Annotated in this window: 21 protein-coding genes and 1 pseudogene; 10 read left to right on the top strand and 12 right to left on the bottom strand. The window is 34.3% G+C overall.

Annotated features, from left to right (window positions below):
- Positions 1-135 precede the first annotated feature (135 nt).
- Both H3T80_RS07785 and H3T80_RS07790 read right to left on the bottom strand, forming a co-directional pair.
- Positions 136-837 (bottom strand): response regulator, encoded by a 702-nt coding sequence (locus tag H3T80_RS07785; protein WP_173795327.1) that lies wholly within the window; start codon positions 835-837, stop codon positions 136-138.
- A gap of 20 nt (positions 838-857) precedes the next feature.
- A complete protein-coding gene (locus tag H3T80_RS07790; RefSeq protein WP_110448437.1) occupies positions 858-2,447 on the bottom strand; it encodes a sensor histidine kinase in 1,590 nt (529 codons plus the stop codon).
- Positions 2,448-2,728: 281 nt separating this feature from the next.
- Between H3T80_RS07790 and H3T80_RS07795 the strand changes: the two are divergent.
- The 7 genes and pseudogenes from H3T80_RS07795 to citX form a co-directional block, all read left to right on the top strand.
- Positions 2,729-4,018: pseudogene (locus H3T80_RS07795) on the top strand (2-hydroxycarboxylate transporter family protein); the annotation flags it as partial.
- An 84-nt stretch (positions 4,019-4,102) separates the two neighbouring features.
- Entirely contained in the window at positions 4,103-4,948 is an 846-nt protein-coding gene (locus tag H3T80_RS07800) for a fumarylacetoacetate hydrolase family protein (protein ID WP_198201262.1), read from the top strand.
- 4 nt (positions 4,949-4,952) lie between these two features.
- Positions 4,953-5,987, top strand: coding sequence for a [citrate (pro-3S)-lyase] ligase (citC, locus tag H3T80_RS07805; RefSeq protein WP_198201264.1), 1,035 nt, complete (start codon positions 4,953-4,955; stop codon positions 5,985-5,987).
- 21 nt (positions 5,988-6,008) lie between these two features.
- Positions 6,009-6,299 carry a citrate lyase acyl carrier protein gene (citD, locus tag H3T80_RS07810; protein WP_198201266.1) on the top strand — a complete coding sequence of 97 codons (291 nt, stop codon included), beginning with the start codon at positions 6,009-6,011 and terminating at the stop codon, positions 6,297-6,299.
- Positions 6,296-7,183, top strand: coding sequence for a citrate (pro-3S)-lyase subunit beta (gene citE, locus H3T80_RS07815; protein WP_065577565.1), 888 nt, complete (start codon positions 6,296-6,298; stop codon positions 7,181-7,183). The genes citD and citE overlap by 4 nt, the downstream gene beginning before the upstream one ends.
- Positions 7,184-7,195: 12 nt before the next feature.
- The gene (gene citF / locus H3T80_RS07820; RefSeq protein WP_081298768.1) at positions 7,196-8,725 is read left to right on the top strand and encodes a citrate lyase subunit alpha; all 1,530 of its coding nucleotides are present in this window, start codon (positions 7,196-7,198) and stop codon (positions 8,723-8,725) included.
- 40 nt (positions 8,726-8,765) lie between these two features.
- The gene (citX, locus tag H3T80_RS07825) at positions 8,766-9,335 is read left to right on the top strand and encodes a citrate lyase holo-[acyl-carrier protein] synthase (protein ID WP_198201268.1); all 570 of its coding nucleotides are present in this window, start codon (positions 8,766-8,768) and stop codon (positions 9,333-9,335) included.
- An 82-nt stretch (positions 9,336-9,417) separates the two neighbouring features.
- Here citX and metB read toward each other — a convergent pair whose 3' ends face one another.
- Entirely contained in the window at positions 9,418-10,584 is a 1,167-nt protein-coding gene (gene metB, locus H3T80_RS07830; RefSeq protein WP_198201270.1) for a cystathionine gamma-synthase, read from the bottom strand.
- A 180-nt stretch (positions 10,585-10,764) separates the two neighbouring features.
- Here metB and metJ point away from each other — a divergent pair, with 180 nt between their 5' ends.
- Positions 10,765-11,082, top strand: a complete 318-nt coding sequence (gene metJ / locus H3T80_RS07835) for a met regulon transcriptional regulator MetJ (protein ID WP_034904598.1) — start codon at positions 10,765-10,767, stop codon at positions 11,080-11,082.
- A gap of 62 nt (positions 11,083-11,144) precedes the next feature.
- On the opposite strand, the gene rpmE is transcribed toward metJ, so the two are convergent.
- From rpmE to H3T80_RS07880, 9 genes are all read right to left on the bottom strand, one after another.
- A complete protein-coding gene (rpmE, locus tag H3T80_RS07840) occupies positions 11,145-11,360 on the bottom strand; it encodes a 50S ribosomal protein L31 (RefSeq protein ID WP_110448444.1) in 216 nt (71 codons plus the stop codon).
- A 141-nt stretch (positions 11,361-11,501) separates the two neighbouring features.
- Positions 11,502-12,554, bottom strand: coding sequence for an outer membrane-stress sensor serine endopeptidase DegS (degS, locus tag H3T80_RS07845; RefSeq protein WP_110448445.1), 1,053 nt, complete (start codon positions 12,552-12,554; stop codon positions 11,502-11,504).
- Positions 12,555-12,663: 109 nt separating this feature from the next.
- Entirely contained in the window at positions 12,664-14,043 is a 1,380-nt protein-coding gene (locus H3T80_RS07850; RefSeq protein WP_198201272.1) for a Do family serine endopeptidase, read from the bottom strand.
- An 84-nt stretch (positions 14,044-14,127) separates the two neighbouring features.
- Positions 14,128-14,532 carry a YhcB family protein gene (locus H3T80_RS07855; protein ID WP_110448447.1) on the bottom strand — a complete coding sequence of 135 codons (405 nt, stop codon included), beginning with the start codon at positions 14,530-14,532 and terminating at the stop codon, positions 14,128-14,130.
- A gap of 50 nt (positions 14,533-14,582) precedes the next feature.
- Positions 14,583-15,044 carry a DUF721 domain-containing protein gene (locus tag H3T80_RS07860; RefSeq protein ID WP_110448448.1) on the bottom strand — a complete coding sequence of 154 codons (462 nt, stop codon included), beginning with the start codon at positions 15,042-15,044 and terminating at the stop codon, positions 14,583-14,585.
- Between the two features lie 260 nt (positions 15,045-15,304).
- The gene (locus H3T80_RS07865; protein ID WP_198201273.1) at positions 15,305-16,564 is read right to left on the bottom strand and encodes an MFS transporter; all 1,260 of its coding nucleotides are present in this window, start codon (positions 16,562-16,564) and stop codon (positions 15,305-15,307) included.
- 326 nt (positions 16,565-16,890) lie between these two features.
- Positions 16,891-19,266 (bottom strand): TIM-barrel domain-containing protein, encoded by a 2,376-nt coding sequence (locus H3T80_RS07870; protein ID WP_198201276.1) that lies wholly within the window; start codon positions 19,264-19,266, stop codon positions 16,891-16,893.
- An 87-nt stretch (positions 19,267-19,353) separates the two neighbouring features.
- Positions 19,354-20,763: a glucuronate isomerase gene (gene uxaC, locus H3T80_RS07875; protein WP_198201284.1), complete on the bottom strand. Its 1,410-nt coding sequence runs from the start codon at positions 20,761-20,763 to the stop codon at positions 19,354-19,356.
- A gap of 15 nt (positions 20,764-20,778) precedes the next feature.
- Positions 20,779-22,248, bottom strand: a complete 1,470-nt coding sequence (locus tag H3T80_RS07880) for a mannitol dehydrogenase family protein (RefSeq protein ID WP_198201286.1) — start codon at positions 22,246-22,248, stop codon at positions 20,779-20,781.
- 281 nt (positions 22,249-22,529) lie between these two features.
- Here H3T80_RS07880 and H3T80_RS07885 point away from each other — a divergent pair, with 281 nt between their 5' ends.
- Together H3T80_RS07885 and uxuA are read left to right on the top strand one after the other, a co-directional pair.
- Positions 22,530-23,291 carry a GntR family transcriptional regulator gene (locus H3T80_RS07885; RefSeq protein ID WP_034902044.1) on the top strand — a complete coding sequence of 254 codons (762 nt, stop codon included), beginning with the start codon at positions 22,530-22,532 and terminating at the stop codon, positions 23,289-23,291.
- 75 nt (positions 23,292-23,366) lie between these two features.
- Positions 23,367-24,548: a mannonate dehydratase gene (uxuA, locus tag H3T80_RS07890; protein WP_198201288.1), complete on the top strand. Its 1,182-nt coding sequence runs from the start codon at positions 23,367-23,369 to the stop codon at positions 24,546-24,548.
- Positions 24,549-24,648 lie beyond the last annotated feature (100 nt).

A 24,648-nucleotide genomic window follows, 5' to 3' on the forward strand; every position in this document is an offset into this window, starting at 1 on the left:
TGCAATTTAAATCATCCAACAATTGGATTAATTCAATCTAGCATCAAATATTTAGGCAATAAAATAATCAATAAGCATATTTATATAATCATAAATTATATAACGTAGGATTAATAACCAACTTTGCGAAAAAAATTACTTTCCTAATCTTTTATAAAGCCTTTCAGGACGACCTATTTTGCCATGGTTAAGCTCAACCGTTAATAATTTAGTTTGCACACAATATTCTAAATATCGTCTAGCGGTGGTTTTACTAATATTGGCTTTTTCGACAATTTGATCTACTGTTTGCGGTTCATTTGTTTGCATAAATAGATCTTTAACTTTTTGTAAGGTAATTTCTTCAATACCTTTGGAGTGGCGATTAATATCAACAAAGTCTTTAGTTTGTAGATTAAAAAGTTCATCAATACGTCTTTGATTCACATGTTTTTGCAAACTTTGACGATATAAAAACAGTTCAAAACGTTCAAGTGAATGTTTTAAGCGCTGATAAGATACCGGTTTGATTAAATAATCAAAAGCGCCAAAACGTATCGCTTTACTACAGGTATCCATATCACTCGCAGCAGTAATAAAAATAACATAACAATCTAAATTATTATTAATAATATATTCAAATAATTCAATTCCTTTTCCATCAGGTAGGTAATTATCTAATAAAATTAATGTTGGTTTTAATTTTTCAACCATCACTTTCGCTTCTTCCAAAGTTGCAGCGATTCCAATAACTTCTACTTTGGTGTCTCGTTGAATAAATTCGGCATTTAATTCAGCTAAAATGGGCTCATCTTCAACAATAAGAACTTTAATTGTATCTTCTTTTATTTCATACATACTTTATTCACCTCTGTTAACTACTTTGGTATAAAAACAGAAAAAATCGTTCCATAAGGTTCATTATCTTCAAATGTGATATATCCGTTAGCTTTTTTCACATATGTAGAAACTAAATGTAAACCTATACCATGTTCGTTCGAATTTTGTGAGGTTACCCCCGGTTGGAAAATTGAATTGCGGATTTTATCGTCTATACCACAACCCTGATCACTGACTTCTAAAACAATTTCATCGGTTCTATCACTTAAAAATAGATGGATAGATTTATCACCTTGATTATTTTTTAAACACGCATTAAAGGCATTGTCCAATAAATTACCTAATATCGACATAAATTCGGCTTCAGTTATCTTGGAAGGCAATGCTTCTAAATAGCAGGCGGGATCAAAAAACAATTTTAAGCCAATTTCATGCGACTTAGAATATTTACCAATTAATAAACCACAAATAGCCGGAACCTGAAAATGGCTGGTAATGAAATCTAGATTTTGTTGATTATCAGCAGAATGTAGCGCAATAAATGATTCCGCTTCTTCATATCGTTTCATATAAATTAAACCTGATAACGTTGCCATCCAGTTAAGGTGTTCATGTCTTAAGGCGCGCAAATTATCCACATACTGCGTAACTTGAGTTAATTGCATACTTAATAAATTAATATCATCATAATTTCGGAAGGTGATCACCCATCCTTGAATTTCATCATCAACAATTACGCGAATACGATTAGCAATAACGATAATGTTATTGAAATAGCAAATATGGTCATGAACATCTTTAGTCTGATTGGTACTACCATAAAGAAAATCCGTTGATTTAATAAAATTAGATAAATCATGATTAAGCAGACTATTATCATCGATATCAATATTTAACATACGCCTTGCTGATTGGTTGATATTGATAATCTTATAATCAAGATCAATGGCAATAATACCTTCAAATATTGATTCCATGATTGATTTCTGACTCTTTACCAATAGTGCAATTGCTTGAGGTTCTAAATTAAACATCTGTTTTTTGATAGCTCTAGCAAAGCATAAAGAAAATATAAACAGCGCAAAGAATAAAAATGAACAAAAAATAATGAATGGAATAAATTGTTTTATATGTGACGCATAAATATCATCTACCATATAACCAACCGAAACAATACCAATTACTTTTCCATTGCTAATAATCGGCGCTTTACCTCTTAGGGCTAAACCTAAAGATCCTTGACTTATTGTGGTGCTACTAATACCACTTAACACCTCCTGATTGTCATCACCAACCATGGGTAAATATATTGAATTATTAGCCGTATGAAATAACCGATAAGCTTTAGCATCACCTATAACAATATAACTCGCATCACTTTGTTCAAAAATATCTGAAACAAGTTTAGCGATTTGTTCAGTATCTTTATCTTCTACATATTTTATTAAGCTAGGAATCACAGCTAACTCTTTCGCCTGAATTTGAGCTTTTTCGCCTAAACTACGATATAAGGCATTTTCTGTCACATTCCATATGTAGCTTTGCAGCAATGCTAAAACCACCAATGAAAAGATTAAAAGAGATAAAAATAATTTTGTCGTAAATGACAGATGTATTCGTTTTCGCATTTTTATACTTAATAAATAATTGCTGTATCTGCTGAGGAGTGTAACACAGCATAAAAAAACTTAGAGCCTTTAAAACCATAAAAACCACACTTAATTTATGATTTATATCACAAAATTGATATTAATATTTTGTCACCATATGCGCCATTAAAACAAAGCAAATTTATTTTGGAGATAAAAAAAATATGGTGGATTTCAATTCAGTTGAAAAAACGCACAACAACAATGAAAAACATGAGATAAAACACGAAGATCAAACGAAAAAGTTTTGGCCATACGGATGGTGGAAACTTATGGATGATTATAAAATCGGTGTAATTCCTTTACCATTATTTATTATCGCTGGTATTCTTATCTTTGCTGAAGTATTAGTAACAGGTAAATTACCAAGTGAAATAGTTGTTATGGTAGTCACATGTGCTTTCTTTGGTTTTCTTTGTGGTGAAATAGGTAAACGTTTACCAATTGTTGGAAAAATGGGGGCAGCAGCAATTTGTGCAACCTTTATTCCATCAGCTCTAGTCTATTATGGCATTCTGCCTACTCCGGTGGTACAAGCAACAACCAAATTCTATAAAGATACTCACATTTTATATCTTTATATCTGCTGTATCATCGTTGGTAGTATTATGAACATGGATAAGAAAACGCTTATTCAAGGTTTCTTAAAAATCTTCGGACCAATGGTATGTGGTGAAATTGTTGGTATGCTAGTTGGTGTTGGTGTGGGTTATTTATTAGGCTTATCACCATTTGAAACATTCTTCTTCTTAGTATTACCGATCATGGCTGGTGGTGTTGGTGAAGGCGCAATTCCATTATCAATCGGATATGCATCTATTTTAGGTATGGAACAAGGTGAAGCACTAGGTCGAGTATTACCAATTGTTATGTTAGGTGGTTTAACCGGTATTATTTGTGGTGGTATCCTTAACCGTATTGGTAAAGCTTATCCTCATTTAACTGGTAATGGTCGCTTGTTACCAGCATCAGAAGATGACCAAATTATCAATAAAACGGCTAAAACAGAATCAGTTATTGATGTGACAACTTTTGCATCTGGTGTATTGTTAGCCGCTATCCTTTATATGGTCGGTATGATTGGCCACAAAGTAACCGGTATTCCAGCACCTGTAGGGATGCTATTTGCCGCAGTATTTGTTAAACTAGTATCAGGTGTTTCACCAAAAGTACTAAGTGGTTCGCAAGTAGTTTACAAGTTCTTCCAAACATCTGTAACCTATCCTATTTTATTCGCTGTGGGCGTGGCAATCACACCGTGGGATAAAATCGTTGCAGCTTTCACCGTTATCAACCTAATAGTTATTGTTTGTACAGTAGTGAGTTTAGTCACAACTGGTTTCTTTGTTGCTAAAAAACTAGGTATGTATCCAGTTGATGCGGCAGTTATCTCTTGCTGTCAAAGTGGTCAAGGTGGAACTGGTGACGTTGCAATCCTGACAGCAGCAGAACGTATGGAGTTGATGCCATTTGCCCAAATTGCTACTCGTATTGGTGGTGCAATTAACGTATCAGTATCCTTACTCATTCTAGGCAATTTTTTAGTATAGTTTTTTTCAAGAGCAACCTTAGTTATTACTAGGGTTGTTCTATTTTCTTATGTAGTTTCAATAAACAGCTTTTAAGGAGTATTCATGAAGCTTGTCAGTTACCTTGTTTCTGGTCGACCAAGTTTTGGTTTATATACTGATCATGGCATCGTAGATTTAGGCCAAAAACTAGGCAATAAATATCAAGATCTAAAATCTCTTCTTTCTGATAAAGATGGATTAGTTAACGCAAAAAACTTTTTAGACTCACCTAGTGATATCGATGAACAAGCAATAACTTATTTACCGGTAATTCCAAATCCAAACAAAATTTTGTGTGTAGGAATGAATTATGCGGAAAAACGAGCAGAATTTAATGAAACTAGTTCTGCCCCAACTTTATTTGTTCGTTTTCCTGATTCTCAAACAGGACATAAGACAAATATCATTAAACCAACTATCAGCGATGAACTGGATTATGAAGGCGAATTAGCCATTATTATTGGTAAAGAGGCCTTCCGCATAAAATCAGAAGAAGCCTTATCTTATATCGCAGGCTATAGCTGTTATATGGATGGTTCGATTCGTGACTGGCAATATACTTGGTACACAGCTGGTAAAAATTGGCCAAATACCGGGGCTTTTGGACCATGTTTAACAACTACAGATGAAATACCCGATCCTAAAGCGCTATCAATAGCAACTTATCTTAATGGAAAAGAGATGCAACATGATAGCATCAAGAATTTAGTACATACTGTACCTGATTTAATCTCGTATATTAGTACATTTACTAAATTATCACCGGGTGACGTTATTCTTACTGGATCACCAGGCGGGGTTGGAAAAAAACGAAATCCACCAATATTTATGCACGATGGTGATACCATTGAAGTTGAAATTACCAATATTGGTCGTCTAACTAACTTTATCGTTGAAGAAAAAAGGTAGTTATATGTACGATTTAGTTGATTACAGTGTTGTTGATATATCTAAATCTGAACAAGATTATCAAGCAATTAAGCAATTACTATTGCAATCTGACCTCGATTTAGATCCACAAGTCACAACTTTCATTGTTGCAAAACTGAATAATAATTGTATAGCTTGTGCCGGTCTTGATCACAATATTATCAAGTGTGTAGCCATTGATCCTGATTATCGCGGCAACCAACTAAATCTAACTTTAATCGACTATACGATGAAATATGCCAATGACAACGGCTATTTTCATCTATTTTTATATACTAAACCTGAAAATACCGCTTTTTTTAAAGCATGCGGTTTTTATCCTATTGTTGAAATTTCTGATTTAGTCGTATTGATGGAAAACACACCGGTTGGGATTAAACAATATTGTAAACAATTATCGCAATACCAAAAGGCTGGTAACAAAATTGGCAGTATAGTGATGAATGCCAATCCTTTTACTAAAGGTCATCAATATCTTATTGAATTTGCAGCCAATCAATGTGATTGGGTACATGTATTTGTGGTTAATGAAGATGTATCAATGTTTCCGTTTCAGGTACGTTTACAGTTAGTAAAAGATGGCACAAAAGATATTAAAAATGTTACGGTTCATGCCAGTTCGACATACATTATTTCTAAAGCAACCTTCCCTACTTATTTTTTAAAAGATAAAAGCAAAATTGACTATGCTTATATGGGAATCGATCTGTTAATCTTCCGTAACTACATTGCTCCAGCATTAAATATAACTCACCGTTTTGTTGGTACTGAGCCACATAGTGAAGTAACTAATGCTTATAACCAAGCAATGAAATATTGGTTAGAAGATGACAAAGTTAGTTTGTCATCCAAGATTACTGTCATTGAGGTTGCTCGAAAAATCGAGGAATCAAACATTATATCAGCATCATTAGTGCGAAATTCACTGGCATTAAAAAATTATGAACAGGTTAAGAAATTAGTTCCTTCAACAACTTGGAATTATATTTCAGCTAATTTGGATAAATTAAATATTTAATTCTTTTCAAAAGGTAAAAACATGAAAATACAAAAAGAAGCCATGGCAGGAACTCTCGAATCCAGCGATTTGTTAGTTAAAGTCGTGCCAAATACTGGCATCGAAATTGTTATTAATAGTGATGTAAATAAACAATTTGGCGATCAAATTCGCGCTGTGGTTAATAACACATTAAATGAACTTAACTTAACTGATGGTTTAATCATTATTGACGATAAAGGTGCTTTAGATTGTGCAATAAAAGCACGGGTACAATGTGCTGTGTTACGCGGTGCAGAAGAAACTGAATTAGATTGGAGTAAATTACTATGAAAAAATTACGTCGCAGTATGCTGTTTCTTCCAGGTGCAAATGCAGCAATGTTATCTACATCTTTTGTCTATAAACCAGACTCAATTATGTTTGATCTTGAAGATGCTGTGTCTATCAAAGAAAAAGATTCAGCACGTCTACTCGTCGCGCAAACATTAAAATTACCTGTTTATAAAGAACATGGCATTGAAACTGTAGTTAGAATTAATGCATTAAATACACCATTTGGTCTTAAAGACTTAGAAGCCGTTGTGCGAGCTGGTGTTGATGTTGTTCGCTTACCAATGACCAATAGTGCTGAAGATATTCATGAACTTGAAGCGCATGTTGAACGAATTGAAAAAGAGTGTGGCCGAGAAGTGGGTAGCACTAAATTAATGGCTGCTATTGAATCAGCTCAAGCAGTAGTTAATGCAGTATCCATTGCCAAATCATCGCCACGTTTAATTGGTATCGCTCTTGCAGCATTTGATTATCTAGTAGATATGCAAACAGAACGCGGGGATGGTACTGAACTATTTTATGCACGCTGTGCTGTTTTACATGCTGCTCGTGTAGCCGGTATTGATGCTTTTGATGTTGTTTATTCAAATGTTAATGATGATGAAGGCTTTTTAAAAGAAGTCAGCCTAATTAAAAAATTAGGATACAACGGTAAATCATTGATTAATCCACGACAAATTGAGCTATTACATAATGCTTATGCACCTACTGCTAGTGAAGTAGAAAATGCTAAAAAAGTCGTTGAAGCCGCTGAAGAAGGTGAAAGAAAAGGGCTTGGAGTTGTTTCTTTAAATGGCAAAATGATTGATGCACCAATTATTGCTCGTGCGCAAAAAATCATTGAACTAGCTAAATACTCCGGTGTACGTAAAGAAATTTGATAGGATTGAAACATGACAACTTCTATAAACCAAAAAATTGCTGATTTATTAAAACAGCATCCTGATCTTAAAAATATCACACCATTTATTGATGCTAATGCAACCACACCTTATCTAAAAGATGAGTCTAAATATACCCGTAAATTGTGTGAGTCAATTGAGCAAGCAATAGAAAAGTGTGAACTTCGTGATGGAATGACTATCTCTTTTCACCACGCATTTCGTGAAGGCGATAAAGTTATCAACAAAGTTGTTGAAACCATTAGTAAATTAGGTATTAAGAACCTTACATTAGCTTCAAGCTCATTATTAAGCTGTAACGCAGCATTGATTCCTCACATTGAGTCTGGTGTAATTACTAAAATCTATACCTCAGGATTACGAGGAAAATTAGCTGATGCGATTTCACACGGCCTGATGGAAAATCCGGTACATATCCATTCTCACGGTGGTCGAGTCAAATTAATCCAAAGCGGAGAAATTAATATTGATATCGCATTCTTAGCTGTATCAACTGCTGACGAACAAGGTAATGCTAATGGCGTATCAGGTAAATCACAATGTGGCGCCCTTGGTTATGCTATGGTTGATGCTCAATTTGCTAAGAAAGTGGTTTTACTTACTGAAGATATTGTTGGTTATCCTAACCATCCAGCAAGTATCCGCCAAGATCAAGTTGACTATATTGTTAAAGTTGACGAAGTTGGTGATCCAACTAAAATTAGCGTTGGTGCAGCACGTATTACCAGTAACCCTAGAGAATTAATGATTGCACGCTATGCCGCTGATGTTATCGAAAATTCAGGTTATTTTAAAGATGGATTCTCAATTCAGACTGGTTCTGGCGCATCATCAACTGCAGCGACACGCTTTCTAGAAAATCGGATGCGAGCGAAAAATATCACAGCATCATTTGCTCTAGGTGGTATCACAGCCAGTATCGTCGATCTTCATGAAAAAGGCTTAGTAAAACGTTTACTTGATACACAAAGTTTTGATGGAGCTGCAGGACAATCTTTAGGTAAGAATAAAGATCATATTGAAGTTTCAACCAACGTTTACGCTAATCCTGCCTCAAAAGGAGCAAGTGTTGATGAATTAGATATTGTCATTCTTAGCGCACTCGAAGTAGATTTAGATTTCAACGTTAATGTACTAACAGGATCTGATGGTGTTATGCGTGGTGCATCCGGTGGTCACTGTGATACAGCCGCTGGAGCAAATCTAACTATTATCGTTGCGCCACTAATTCGTAGCCGAATTCCAACGGTAATAAGAAAAGTAACGACAATTGTCACACCAGGAGAAAGTGTAGATGTGTTAGTCACTGACCATGGTATAGCGGTAAATCCTGCTCGTCCTGAAATCGCAGAACGATTAAAAGCGGCTAATTTACCCGTAATGACTATTGAAGAACTTTATCAACGTGCTATTGCATTAACAGGTGAACCAAAACCAATTGAATTTAACGATAAAATTGTTGGGATTGTTCACTTCCGTGATGGCTCAATTATTGATGTTGTTCGTCAAGTCAAAGACTAATTAACTTTGTAATAGTAATAGCATAACAAAATTCTTAGTTATGCTATTACTCAACATCATTATGAATAATCCAACATTAAGATTCGACGATGGTATTAACATAACGCTTGAGCAAATGTTAATAGCCAAAGAAAACCGTGTAAACAATCAGCAACAAGTTTTTGAGCAATACCCTTATCCGCTAATATCATTAAGTTTAGTAATACCTGGACCAATCAAGAAAAGTAGTGGCACTGTATTCTTATTTAATGAAGCTGTACAAGCTATCCATCAGATGTTAAACCAACATAATATTTCTATTATCCATGAAAAATTTTATGAAAGCATAACTGGTGATGAAGCATTATTATCAATTGATTATAACGTTGATATGCTTAAACAACTGTGTATAAAAATTGAGGAGAGGCATTTTTTAGGACGATTATGGGATATTGATGTCATTGACCCTATTATACAAAAAAGTATTTCTCGGTCTAAATTCGAGCATCATTCTCGACAATGTTTAGTTTGCCATGATAATGCTAAAATTTGCGGTCGTAGTAAAAGGCATTCCATTAAAGAAATCCTCAGTGCCATTGCCAATAAAGTCAATGATTATCGAAATAATTAAACGAGCTTAAATATATAGCTATCTATATTAATAGAGTCGAAAAATAAACTATTTTCCAACTCTATTGATAAATTGATGACGGTTAAATATTTGCTAACGCTTGCTCTAAATCACCAATCAGATCATCGATATCCTCGAGACCCACAGAAATACGTAATAATTGATCGGATATACCCGCTGTTTTACGTGCTTCAGCACTAATTCCTGAATGGGTCATTGTAGCTGGATGACATATCAAACTTTCTACGCCACCAAGTGATTGCGCTAAGGTAAAAATATGCAACGCATCTAGGAATTTTGGCATATCATGGGCAGCACAAGCTAATTCAAAACTCAATAGTGAACCGAAGCCTTTTTGTTGTTTTTTGGCAATGTCATGACCTAAATTTGTTGGTAACGAAGGATGAAAAACTTTAGCAATTTTAGGATGATTAACTAAAAAATCGACGACTTTTTCTGCATTTTCTTGTTGTAATCTAACTCTTGCAGTAAGAGTTCTTAAACCACGCAATAATAAATAACTATCAAATGATGAAGTTGATGTTCCGATATTATTTGCCCACCACAATACATCTGTAGCTAATTGTTGATCTTTAAATACTAATATTCCGGCTAATAGATCTGAGTGGCCATTTAAAAATTTAGTACAAGAATGACTAACAATATCAGCCCCTAATTCCAGTGGTTTTTGTAAAATTGGTGTCATAAAGGTATTATCAACCAAAACTAACGCACCAACCTCATGCGCCTGACGTGCAATATCAGCAATATCAACGACTCTTAATAATGGATTACTTGGCGATTCAATCAATACTAATTTAGGTTTTAAATTTAGCGCTTCTTTTAAAGCGATAGGATCGGATTGGTCTACAAATTTGGTTTTAAAATAACCTTTTTGACTCAAGCTGTTAAATAATCGATAACTACCGCCATAACAATCATGTGGAGCAACAACGGTATCATTTGGACTTAGTAACGCAACACTAATCAAATGAATAGCTGACATACCACAATTGGTTAAAATGGCATCTGCACCACCTTCTAATTTCGCTACCGTTTCCTCAACTAATCGTCTACTTGGATTAGATTTGCGACCATAATCAAATTTCCTTGGTGTTGCAAATGATTGATAGCGATAACACGTTGAAGGCGTAATAACAGGAACTACGCTACCAAATTGATCATCTGTATTTAATCCACCACGAACAGCAATAGTATCTTGGCTAAGATTTTTAGATTTATGAGCCATAATAACCTTCCTACAAACCACTTTATTTATTTTTAGATTTTAGTTGTATAAGAATAACACAATAACAAAAGACGTCAACATGTCTAGACGTCTAACTATCTTGGTGTATAGATTGCAGCTAAGCAAAAAAAACGCTAAAATTATCCACATTATTTGTGATGTGATTGATTTGGTGAATAAATGATGGAATGGAACGGCGATTATATTAGTCCTTATGCTGAGCATGGTAAAAAAAGCGAACAAGTAAAAAAAATTACAGTCTCAATTCCGTTAAAAGTATTAAAAATATTAACTGATGAGCGAACTAGACGACAAGTCAATAATTTACGTCATGCAACGAATAGTGAACTTTTATGTGAAGCTTTTCTACATGCTTATACTGGTCAACCATTGCCTTGTGATGAAGATTTACAGAAAGATCATGATGATGGCATTCCGTTACAAGCACAGAAAATGATGCGAGCTTTAGGTATAGATCCTGATTTAATTGATGAATGATTGAATAATAGATACAAAAAAGGCGCTTAAAGCGCCTTTTTACAACGTAAAAATTAGTAAAACTATTTTTTACCACCAACCATTGCAAAACGTTGTTTAAATTTATCAACACGTCCGCCAGTTGCTACATCACGTTGTTTACCTGTATAGAACGGGTGACATTCACCACATACGTCAAGATGAATATCATGACCAACAGTTGAATGAGTTTCAATTTTGTTACCACAAGAACAAGTAGCTGTAATTGCAGTGTATTCTGGATGGATACCTTCTTTCATAATAAACCTCTAAAGTTTGTTCGTATCGCTATATAAATGGCTTAATCGCAAAATCTATACACCATACGAGTGTTAAATAACATGATAAGGGTGCGAATTATACGTCCTATATTAAAGATAATCAAGTAATAAAAGGCCAATCTAAACCGGCAATTGACCAATAGTGATTTGCAACTGAATCTTTTCACCATTGCGTAAAACAATTATGGGGACGATTGTTCCCGGTTTCAACTCAGCAATTTGATCCATGGTTTCAACAATCGATTTTACTGGCTTATTATCAACCATTATTAAAATATCATTAGCTTGTACACCAGCCTGCAAAGAAGGCCCTTCAGCATTAGTGACTAAAATACCTAACACTTTCGGCAGATCACTTGTATTTTGTGTTGGTGCAAATTCTAAACCATCAATGCCAATATAGCCTCGAATCACTTTGCCATCTTGAATTAATTTATTCATTATTTTAACAGCTAATGCAGTTGGAATGGCAAAACCAATACCTTCAGGAACATCATTACCTAAGTTTTTAGCAAATGTCAGAGTGTTAATACCCATCAATTCACCTTTAGTGTTAACCAAAGCACCCCCAGAATTACCATGATTGATGGAAGCATCAGTTTGGATAAAATTTTGTCTACGATATGGACTGAGTCCATCACGACCAGTAGCACTAATGATACCTTGGGTAATAGTTTGCCCAATGTTATAAGGGTTGCCTATGGCTAAGACAACATCACCAATTTTCGGATCGCGGGAAGAATTAATCGGTATTCTTGGAAGATTAGATGCTTCGATTTTTAATACAGCAATATCAACTAATTTATCGGAACCAACAGGTAATGCAGCAAAAATCCGCCCATCTTGCAAAGCAACAATAATTTGTTCTGCTCCATCAACAACATGATAATTGGTAACGATATAACCAAGCTCACTCATAATAACACCAGAACCCAACGGTGTTATTGGACTATCTTGTGATTGTTTAGGTACAGAATTAATTGAGCGACTATAAATATTTACCACGGCTGGTGCGGCTATCTTTACTGCATTTGAATAACTCATAGGTTCATCATTAAAAATAGATCTTGAAAAATCAGATTGCGTTCCATTTCTTAAAGAAGGAAAAATAATGAGTAACACTATCGCTAAAACAGCACCAATTAATATTGGCCATAGAATTTTTTTAAGCATAATGGTCACTAGTAGGATGAGAATGATTAATAGGATTTTATCATATATAACGAAGGGTTAAAAAGGCGTTTTCGTCGATGCTAAGCACCGACGATATCTAGCTAAATAATTAACGTAAAATGAGATAAAGACGACTATCGCCTCTAACAATATTTAAAGCAATAGCAGAAGGATTGCTATCAATAATTGTACGTAAATCAGAAATACTATTCACTCTCGCTTTATTTACACCAGTGATTAAATCACCTTCTTGTAAACTTAATCGAGATGCAGGTGAATTTTTAGCAATACTTTCAATCAGCACACCTTTTTGGCCTTTTACCTCACCATTAGCTAAAGTTGCACCATCTAGAGCTGGATGAAGAGATTTTGCTTGAGTAGTTGATTCATCGCTGTTTTTTAATTTCACCTCAACAGAAATTTCTTTTCCATCTCGAATAATACCTAACTTAACAGTACGGCCAGCGCCCGTTGTGGCAATTTTAGCACGTAACTCAGCAAAGCTCTCAACGGGTTTGCCATCCATTGAGATGATTATATCACCTGATTTTATACCAGCTTCTTGGGCTGCTGAATCAGCAATAACTTCACTAACAAAGGCACCTTTCTGCACTTCAAGATCAAAAGCTTTCGCGATATCGGAAGTTAATTCGTTACCTTTGATACCTAAAACCCCTCGTTTGACTTCACCATATTCAATAAGTTGAGAAGTTAAACTTTTAACCATATTGCTCGGTATCGCAAAACCAATACCTACATTACCACCACTTGGCGCAATAATAGCAGTGTTAATGCCAACGAGTTCACCATTCAAATTAACTAAAGCGCCACCAGAATTACCTTGGTTAATGGAAGCATCAGTTTGGATAAAGTTCTCAAATCCATTCATGTTTAGCCCACTACGAGCTAGTGCTGAAATAATACCTGATGTTACTGTTTGACCAATTCCAAATGGATTACCAATCGCAACAACATAATCACCTACTCTAGTTTTATCTGAATCAGCAATTTTAATTGCAGTTAATCTGCTAGCATCATCAACTTTTAACAATGCAATATCACTTTGTGGATCCCTACCGATTAATTTAGCTTGATATTCATGACCGTCATTTAACGAAACAGTAATTTTATCTGCATTATCAATAACATGATTATTAGTAACAATATACCCTTTTTCGGCATCAATAATTACACCAGAGCCTAATCCCGAAAATGATCTAGACTGACTATCAGGATAACCAAAAAAGCGTCTAAACTCTTCTGGCATATTACTTTGCATTTTTGCTGTGCCTTCAACTTTTATACTTACAACCGAAGGTAATACTGTTTCTAACATTGGTGCCAATGTAGGCTGTTGCGGTTGTGAATTATTATCTGTAGGAATAAATGGAAAAGCAGCATAAGCATTCGGTAATGTAGCTAAACTTAAACCTAAACTTAAGGCAATAATACTTAATAAATTTTTTGGTTTACATAAAGAATGACTCATTATAAAACTCTCTTATTTAACGGATTTAATATTTACAATATAAATCTGATTAATATTATCTTATCAAAAAGTATTTAAAATTAATCATGGTTTAATATCTTCACTTTTGAATAATCCAGATGGGTTATCTGAATAATCTTTGGGCTGTTTTTCAAGCGTTAATTCTTGTTTAACGCTGATGTCATTATTTGACTCTAAATCAATAATAGGCATATTCTCGTTATTTACAAATTGACCTGAACTTTCAGCAATGTGTTGATATAATCGACGAAATTCTTTAGCCATATTATCTAAAATCTCAGCACTATGTGAAAAATGCTTAACCATCATTTGTTTCTGTGAAGCTAACTCTTCTTGAGCTTGCTCTAATTCGCGTTGAGCTTTGATATATTTACGCCCTTTTGGCGAAATAAAATTCATGAAAATCATGCCTAAAATAAATCCAATTACTAGGCCAATGATGATATAAGTCATCATGTTATTATCCATATTTCACTCCTTATAGCTTTTAATTATATAACTTAAACATATTATTTGGTTTATTTTGCATGGTTCGCAAGTTTAATCAATTGTTTTTTCAATTTATCTGGTGCTTGTTCTGCAACTGCATTTAAATATATTGCTGTTTGCTTACTAATCACATTACTAATTTTAACATTCTTGGCTGACAAAATTACTGATTGCGAATAATTAGTTGCTATAGTCGGATTAATTTTATATTGGATAGAAGATAAAGATGGTAAAATTTTTTGGCGTATCCCAGATAATAAGTTACCTTGTTCGTACTTCAGTCTTGTTAACCAACTGGCCGAACTGACTTCAAGAATAAGCACACCTTGACGATAATTAGCAACCCGATATTGCTGATTTAATGGCGTTGGAAGTAATTCATCAATAACTTTGGTCAATTGACTTAAAGCGACAGCTCTTTCCTTTAATTTTGATAATAATGCCCCTTGTGACAACAAAGAGGTCAACACTTTTGGTTCATTATCACGCATAATTCAGGCTATCCTTACTTCTTGCTAAAATTAATAGCAACTAACTCAACCATAAACATTTTTATGCCAAATAATTTACCTTATCTAATTAAAAATGTCCTGTAAAAAAATAATATTTACAGTTTTTTTGTATTATCAGAAAACAATAGAAAGACTAAACCAAATAATTGAACTCGCTCGAATAATAAATAGGTAGAATCAAAAATTTTGATTCTACCTATTCTAGTTTACTGATTATTGATTAATTATCTAATTAATAATTAATTATAAACTTTATTTTCTCGAATAAATATCCAAAGCACAATTGCTCCAATTACATCAAAGAAAGCTAACGCAATAAAGAATGGACCAAAACCAATTATGCCTACAAATGCACCGATGAAAAGGTTAAATATTAACTGTCCTGTCCAAGCACAAGCGCCAGCCATTCCAACTGCTGTAGCAACTTGATTTTTCTTAAATAAATCGCCACCTAAAGTTGATGCAACAGTAGATAATAATTGATGAGAGAAACCACCAAGACTAATTAAGAATACAGCTAAGTATGGATTTTCAACAATACTAACAAAACCGATTGTCACCATTAATACTGCACCGATAGTAAAGGTAATCAATCTCGAATTGATTAATGATATTCCACGATCATTAAAAAACTTCGCAACAAAACCACTAGCTAAACAGCCGAGATCAGCCATTAAAAATGGTAACCAAACAAACATGGCAATTTCTTTTAAACTAAAATGCAATGTTTCAACAAAGAAGATTGGTACCCAAAAATTGATTGTTCCCCACGCTGGATCAGCAAGAAAACGAGCAATACCAATACCCCAGAAATTACGCTGAGTAAGGATTGTTTTAAGGGATGCTTTTTCTTGTTTGTTATCACTATCTAAATATTTCTCTTGTCCAGCTTCAATATACTCTCTTTCTTCTGCAGATAGTCTTTTTGAATCTTTAGGATCACGATAGAAAATAAACCATGCAAGAGCAGCAATTAATGCTAATGATCCTGAAACAACAAAAGCAAATCCCCAACCTTGGAATAAAATACACCAAGCAATCAGAGGTGGAGCAAGCATCGCACCAAATGAGGTCCCCATATTAAACACACCTGACGCGATTCCTCTTTCTTTTGCTGGAAACCATATAGATGCGGTTTTTATTCCTGCAGGAATAGCTGATGCTTCACTAAAGCCCATTACTCCACGCATGAAAGCTAAACCTTGCCATGTACCAGTTAATGCATGGCCCATAGTTGCTAGTCCCCAAATTACTGCGCAGATAGCAAATCCAAGTCTTAGACCAATTGTATCAATAAAAAAGCCCATAATAGGTTGACCAATAGTATAGGCCAACTGGAATGCACTCACTATCCAAGAATATTGCTCTTTAGTAATACCAGTGGTTTCTAAAATTGTCGGTGCAGCAACACCTAATGCAGTTCGATCTAGATAATTGATAATAGTAATAGCACAAACAAGTAAAATCATGCACCATCTAAATTTTGGTATTTTTCTCATTTTATTTCCTTCATCCTATTTAATGTTAATTTGAATTATTGCTATTTAGAAAAATAATGACTTGTATTGTTAAAACATATATTTCTAATCATATTGCTAAGTAAATCAAAATCAGCAGGAATTTGGCTATTTTGCATCCAATGTCACACCATTTTGCAAAGGATTGCCTAAAAAACTCATGTCAGGTAAAGGATAAGAAACTACGAGATTCAGTTAACATACCGATAATTTAACTTAATCCCCAATTTTTTTGAAAAAGATATGCTTCAATATCAATTTAGGTCAATCTCTCAACCCAATTCATATTAGGTTGAGAGATTAATAAATTATTTGATAGACTTTAAAGAAACTTTATTTATTGAATGACCATTAATGAATAATGAACGTAATTCACCTTTTGGTAACGAAATATTAATTTCATCCCAAGCAGGTTGATATTCACCTCTTGCTTGTATATGAAGATCAATACGTTGATTATCCGAGGTTAAATCCCAATCAATCCATAAGCCTTTCCCTTTTTGGTAATCGTAACTTTCACCATCATCTTCAAAGAAACTGCCTTTTGTTGAATAAACACCTTTAGCAGGAAAAACTTTAAATTCTCGGTAATCATCTAATTGATGATTAACATAAGCCATGCGTTTAGACATAGGAATAATAGCACCGGCTCTAACTAGTAAAGGAAATGATTCAAGTGGAGCTGGTAAAGTTATCGATTGTTTACCACTAAACCATTGCTGTGAATGATAACAATACCAACCAGTTCTATTGTTTGGTAAATAAACTTCACGCTCTCGTTGACCTGGTTCAACAATGCTCGCAACTAACAGATCTTTACCAATCATAAAATCGTCAGTTTCTATAAAAGTATTTGCATCGTGTTCATGATCCAAAAAAGTTGGTCTTAGCATTGGTTCATCATCATGATGTGCTTGCCATAATAAATTATAGAAATAAGGAAGTAACTGATAACGAAAGCAAATAGTATCGCGAATTATTGGTGTAACTTCTGGATACATCCAAGGTTCATTAACAGTATGATCATCATTCCATGAGTGAATAGTAAAACGAGGATGCATAATACCATTTTGCACCCAACGCACGAAAAGTTCTGGTTCTGGTTTATCACCAGAAAAACCACCTACATCATGACCAACATTGTACAATCCGGATAGACTCATTCCTAATCCCATACGAATATTATATCGCAGAGTTTGCCAACTTGTTCGATTGTCTCCTGACCATGTTTGCACATAACGTTGAATTCCTGCGCAACCTGAACGTGAAATTAAATAAGGGCGAATATTTGGATTATAACTTTGTTGCGCTTCCATTGATGCTCTACACATTAGTAATGGCATTACTGGTCGGATATGTTTAATAGCTATTTCCTTACCAAAACCATAACAACGGGCTTCTCCATCCCAAACTTCAAATTCATTATTATCATTCCATGTAGAATCAATACCCATTTCAAGAAGCTGTTTAGTTACATTATTTTTCCACCAATTGAATGTTGCTGGATTAGTAAGATCTAAATGAGAACCCTCGTCATCCCAAAACATTGAACGTTCTGGATTATCACTTTCTGAATCTTTGATAAAAAGACCTTTTTCTGCTACTTCCTGATATTTAGGATGATCTTGTAACAAACATGGTTTTATATTAGCAGCAATTCTTAAACCGGCTTCATGGTAAGATTTTGTGAAAGCTTTTGGTTCTGGGAATTTATCATAATTCCAATTAAAGACATACCTTTTACCATTAATCGAGGTATACCCTGATGACAATTGAAATGAATCACATGGAATACCGTGCTTTTGACACAAATCAATAAAATTTTGCATCTGTTCTTGGGCATTGGGCGCATCGGTATAAAACATTGTTGAACCGCTATAACCTAAACTCCACTTAGGTCCAAAAAAAGTTTTACCGGTTAATTTAATAAAAGACTTGGTGACATCAATAATTTTCGGACCTAAGAAGAAATAGAAATCAATGTCCCCGGCTTCTGCTTGGTAACGACGATATGCTAGATGATAATTATCATGTTCTGTGCCCAAATCTAACCAGCAACTGGTTAAATTATCATAAAATAGTCCGAAACTAACATCATTTCGATGGGTAATAGTAAACGGTATATGTTTATAAAGCGGATCAGTCTCCTTAGCATTATAGCCCATTGAATCAAGATTACGCATTTCAAAACGGCGACCAGCACGATTAAGATCACCAGCTTTCTCGCCCAAACCATAATAGTGTTCATCTTTATATCTTCGTTGATAATGAGCAATACCATCACCATGAGGATTAATTAAATAAGCACTAGTACTTCTATCCTCAACGAGCAATTGCCATTCACCAAATTCATTCTTAAATTCCCATTTTAATGATAATGGTTGATCAATAATTACTCTCAATTGTTTTGTACTAATAATAAGTTTATTGCCTTGTTGTAAAAACTCATATTTTGGTAAAGAAAAACCTTCAGTGCTTAATCGATCTCGACCTTCTAATGGCGTATCTTGATTGGGAGCAATACTCCATGTTCTATCAAGTGATAAACTATTATTTCGTTTAATTAAAACACGAAACATCTTTTCTTCAAGCACATAAAGGCAAAAGTTAAATCGATTATCTACTAATAATTCAATGCAATTGTTTTGGTCATTCTTAAAAATCCATGTCTTTAATGTTTTCATATAACTATCCTAAAAAATTAATAACTATTTTCCAATACGAGTCATCTGATTCTAATATTTCCATTTTTTAGACAAAAATAAACTTAATTAATGAGAACCAAAGTAACGATTTGCATTGTTAAAACAAATATTTCTAATCATATTGCCAACTAAATCAAAATCAGCAGGAATTTCGCCATTTTCCATCCAATGTCCCACCATATTGCAAAGAATTCGCCTAAAATACTCATGTCTGGTAAAGGATAAGAAACTACGAGAATCAGTTAACATACCAACAAATTGACTTAATAATCCCATTTGAGAAAGTTGCATAATTTGGCGTTCCATGCCATCTTTCTGGTCATTGAACCACCAACCAGATCCAAATTGAATTTTTCCTGCAATGCCTGAACCTTGAAAGTTACCAGCCATAGTAGCTAACACTTCATTGTCACGAGGGTTTAGGCAATATAAAATAGTTTTCGGTAATTCGTCAGTTAAGTCTAAAATACCCAATAATGAAGAGAGTGGTTCGGCAATTGGTCTATCGCCAATCGAATCAAATCCAGCATCAGGGCCAAGTAATTTAAACATTCTTTGATTATTATTACGTAGCGCACCTAAGTGTAATTGCATTACCCAATTGCGTTTATGATATTGCTTACCTAACCAAACCAATACCGCGGTACTAAATTGAGCAATTTCTAATTCAGAAAGGGATTGATTAGCAAGGCGTTTTGTTATTATTTGATCAAGCTGTTTTCCGGTAGGAATGTCGGCATAACGTAAAATTTCTATACCATGATCTGATGCTTCACAGCCATGCTGTTCAAAATGATCTAGGCGTTTGGTTAATGCACAAAGTAGTTTGTCAAAATTATCAATTTCAATATCCGTAACTTTGCCTAATTCAGTAATGTACTCAACAAAACCAGCCAATTCTATTTTGAAGACTTTATCTGGCCTCCAGCTAGGCCTTACTTTAGTCTGAAATGAGGTATCTAATGCAATTTGTTTATGATATTCAAGTGAATCGATGGGATCATCAGTTGTACCAACGGCTTTAACATTCATTTGAGTTAAAATCCCGCGAGTAGAAAACTCAGCTGTTGCTAATTTAGCATTAGCTTCAGCCCATATTTGATCAGCTGTTTTTTCATTAAGAATAATATTTTTTATACCAAATGGTCTCTTTAACTCTAAATGGGTCCAATGATAAATAGGGTTTCCTAGTGTTAAAGGAACAACTTTTGCCCATGTAAGATATTTTTCATAATCAGATGCGGTACCAGTTATAAATTTTTCATCGACACCAGCAGTTCGCAATACTCGCCATTTATAATGGTCACCAGCTAACCAAATTTCAGTTAAATTACCGAAATTTTTATTCTCAGCGATATCTTTTGGTGGTAAATGACAATGATAATCATATATAGGTTGATCTTTAGCATAATCAAAATAAAGCTTTTGTGCTGCATCAGTTTGTAACAAAAAGTTATCATCTAAAAATTTTTTCATACTCTAAAGCCCAATTTAAAAAAATAAATCCTGAATAGTTTGTTTTGCACCATTCTCCATTAAACAAAGATAATGTTGAGTTACTTTATCTTTAAATAATGAATTATTTGGTAGATCAGATCCAAAAACAGCGTCTAAAGTTAATAAAGCATTGACTCGCCCAATACCATCATCACTGGCGGTTACTAGTTTTTTTAACTCATCCACCATTGGGTCACGAAGATCGATTATTTGTTTATGATCATCAATACCACCAACATAACGCATCCAGCCAGCCACACCTAAAGCAAGTAAAGAAAAATCAGAATTATGTTTGATATGCCAACGAATTGAATCAAGTAAACGTTGTGGTAGTTTTTGCGTTCCATCCATGGCTATTTGCCATGTTCGATGTTTTAGTGATGGATTACTAAATCTTTCAATCAATTTTTCAGCATATTGCTGTAAATTAACCTGTGGTGGAACATTTAAAGTTGGAGCTTGTTGTTGTAGCATTAATGATAAAGTTGCCTGTTTATAAGCCTCATCATTCATACAATCATTAATATTCTCATAACCAGCTAAATAACCTAAATATGCTAAGAATGAATGGCTACCATTTAACATTCGAAGTTTCATTTCTTCATATGGGACAACATTATCAACAAATTCAGCGCCAACTTCATTCCAATTAGGTCGAGCAGTAACAAAATTATCTTCAATAACCCATTGAATAAATGGTTCACAAGCTATACCACAAGGATCAAACATACCGCCTAGTACATCTTGAATTTCTGTTAATGTTTCGGCTGTCGCAGCTGGTACAATACGATCAACCATGGTACAAGGGAAAGTGGTGTTGGTTTCAATCCATTGGGCTAACTCTGGATCACGTGCATTTGCTAAGTCTAGAATCGCTTTTTTTAATACCAAACCATTTTCAGGCATATTATCACATGATAAAGCAGTAAATGATTTTAAACCTCGTTGCATCCGTCTATATAAGGCCTCAACAATCACGCCAGGAGCTGACATAGGTTTAGTTGGCGAACTCAGATCAGATTTAATTAATTGATTATTTAAATCCAAGCCAGCACCACCTGGTAACATACAATAACCTTTTTCGGTTACCGTCAATGAAACAATCTCGACTACCGGATCAGCCATTTTTTCTAAAATAGCTTCAATACCATCTATTGGCGCTAATAATGATTCTTTCACACTGCCAATAATATAGGCTTGTTTAGACGTTGCACCTTTTTCTAAAACCGTATAGAGATGATCTTGTTTTCGAATATCATTAATAAGCTCTTCACCGCCAACAATATTCACCTCACAAATGGCCCAATCACTGTTACCTTTATTTAACAGACGATCAGTAAATAATGCCTGATGAGCTCGATGAAAAGCCCCAAAACCTATATGTACAATCCGCGCTACCATTTTTTCTCGATCATATAAAGGTTTGTGTTCGATTGATTGGGGAGTATTTGATAAATTTAACATGTAACACACCATTATTAACTAGTTGACAGTATTTATTGGTTAGACATATTTTCATTTGTTGATAAAATTTTCACCTTTATTTTTTTATTTTTGTGACGAGCATCACATTTTTTGGTTTATATTATGAGTTATTTTGCAAAAAACACTATAATACCGAACAATATTGGTAAACCAATATAAAAACTGAAACGACTTTCTGTTATTATAGGCTTAGAGGAGTTGTAATAATTAGCGTATAATTATCTACATTAAACTTTAAAGTATTCTAAGGACTATAGATTATGCCAAGGGTCAATCGACTTTATCAAGAAATTGGTAATGAATTGAAATCATTATTAAAAAGTGGAACCTTCAAAATTGGTGATCGGCTTCCACCAGAAAGAGACATTGCTGAAACTTTTAATGTCAGTAGGACAGTAGTTCGTGAAGCATTGATTATGTTAGAGCTTGAAAATTTAGTTGCAGTAAAAAAAGGCTCCGGCGTTTATGTAATTGGTTTACCTGATGAAGTCTTATCTGAAAAAGATAGGAAAATTGAAGAAGAAGATTTAGGTCCATTTGAATTATTACAAGCTAGACAATTAATTGAAAGCAATATTGCCGCTTTTGCAGCCTCACAAATTGTCAAAGCAGATATTGTTGAATTAAGAACAATATTGGAACAAGAACGGCAAATATTAGAACAAGAAGTTCTTGATGACTATAGTGCTGATGAAATGTTTCACATTGCTATAGCACGAGCTACCAAAAATTCAGTACTTGAACGTTTATTGGCAGATCTATGGGCTAAACGATCTACAAGTAAAATGTGGGACCAGCTACAAAGTAGAATCACCGATCATAGTTACCGTAAAAAGTGGCTATATGATCACGAAAGAATTCTACAAGCATTACAGTTAAAAGATGCTATGGCTGCACGCCATGCTATGTGGCAACACTTAGAAAATGTTAAACAAACATTAATGACTGTTTCTGACAGTGAAGATCCAAATTTTGATGGTTATTTATTTGACTCTATTCCGGTCACTATTGTTAACCAATAGCTGAAAATATGCATTGTTAATGGATCTTCCTTTAGGAATGACTTATTAAATAAAGAATCATTGAGGAGATTTTAGATGGAACAAACAATGCGTTGGTTTGGCCCTAGTGACCCAGTATCATTGGATGATATTAGACAATCCGGAGCAACCGGAATTGTTACAGCATTGCACCATATACCTAATGGTGAAGTATGGACTATTGATGAAATTCAAAAACGAAAAAAAATAATCGAAGATAAAGGCCTCACTTGGTCTGTTGTCGAAAGTATTCCTGTTCATGAAGAGATAAAAACCCATTCAGGTAAAGTCGAACAACATATTGCTAATTATCAACAATCTATTCGTAATTTAGCCGCTTGTGGTATTGATACTGTTTGTTACAATTTTATGCCGGTATTAGACTGGACCCGCACCGATCTTGGTTATCAATTACCTGATGGTTCAAGAGCACTACGTTTTGATCAAATTGCTTTTGCAGCATTTGATATCCATATTTTACAACGACCTAATGCCGAAAAAGATTATAGTCAAGAAGATATCCTTTCAGCAAAAACTTACTTCGAACAAATGACACAAGCCGATAAAGATAAACTGGTCGCAAACATTATTGCTGGTTTACCTGGTGCTGAAGAAGGTTATTCACTTGATCAGTTTCGAGCACATCTTGCAACTTATGATGGTATTGATAAAGCTAAATTACGCGAAAACTATGCTCATTTTTTAAAAGCTATTGTACCTGTTGCAGAAGAAGTTGGCGTTGTGTTAACTGTTCATCCAGATGATCCTCCTAGACCGATTTTAGGTTTACCTCGCATTGTTTCAACGATTGAAGATATGCAATGGATAAAAGAGACTGTTGATAGTATCCATAATGGTTTTTGCTTTTGTACTGGCTCTTATGGTGTCCGTAGCGATAATGATTTAGTTACTATGGCTGAAAAATTTGCCGATCGAGTTTATTTTATTCATCTACGCGCAACAGTACGTGAAGACAATCCATTATCTTTCCACGAAGGCGATCACCTAGCTGGAGACGTTGATATGTATGGCGTAATAAAAGTACTTATTGCCGAAGAAGAACGTCGCAAAAAGGCTGGCATAAACCGTTTAATACCCGTTCGTCCTGATCATGGTCACCAAATGCTTGATGATCTTAAAAAGAAAACTAATCCAGGTTATTCGGCAATAGGACGCTTAAGAGGTTTAGCTGAAATCCGGGGTGTTGAATACGCAATTAAACGTGCATTTTTCAAATAAAAAACAATTTATCTGTATTGAAAGCCCATGATTATGGGCTTTTTTATTTTCCATAATTTACATATAAAAATAGCGTAATATACACGCTATTTTTATATTT

It is taken from the genome of Gilliamella sp. W8145, from assembly GCF_016101145.1.
In the GTDB taxonomy this organism is placed as follows: domain Bacteria; phylum Pseudomonadota; class Gammaproteobacteria; order Enterobacterales; family Orbaceae; genus Gilliamella; species Gilliamella apis_A.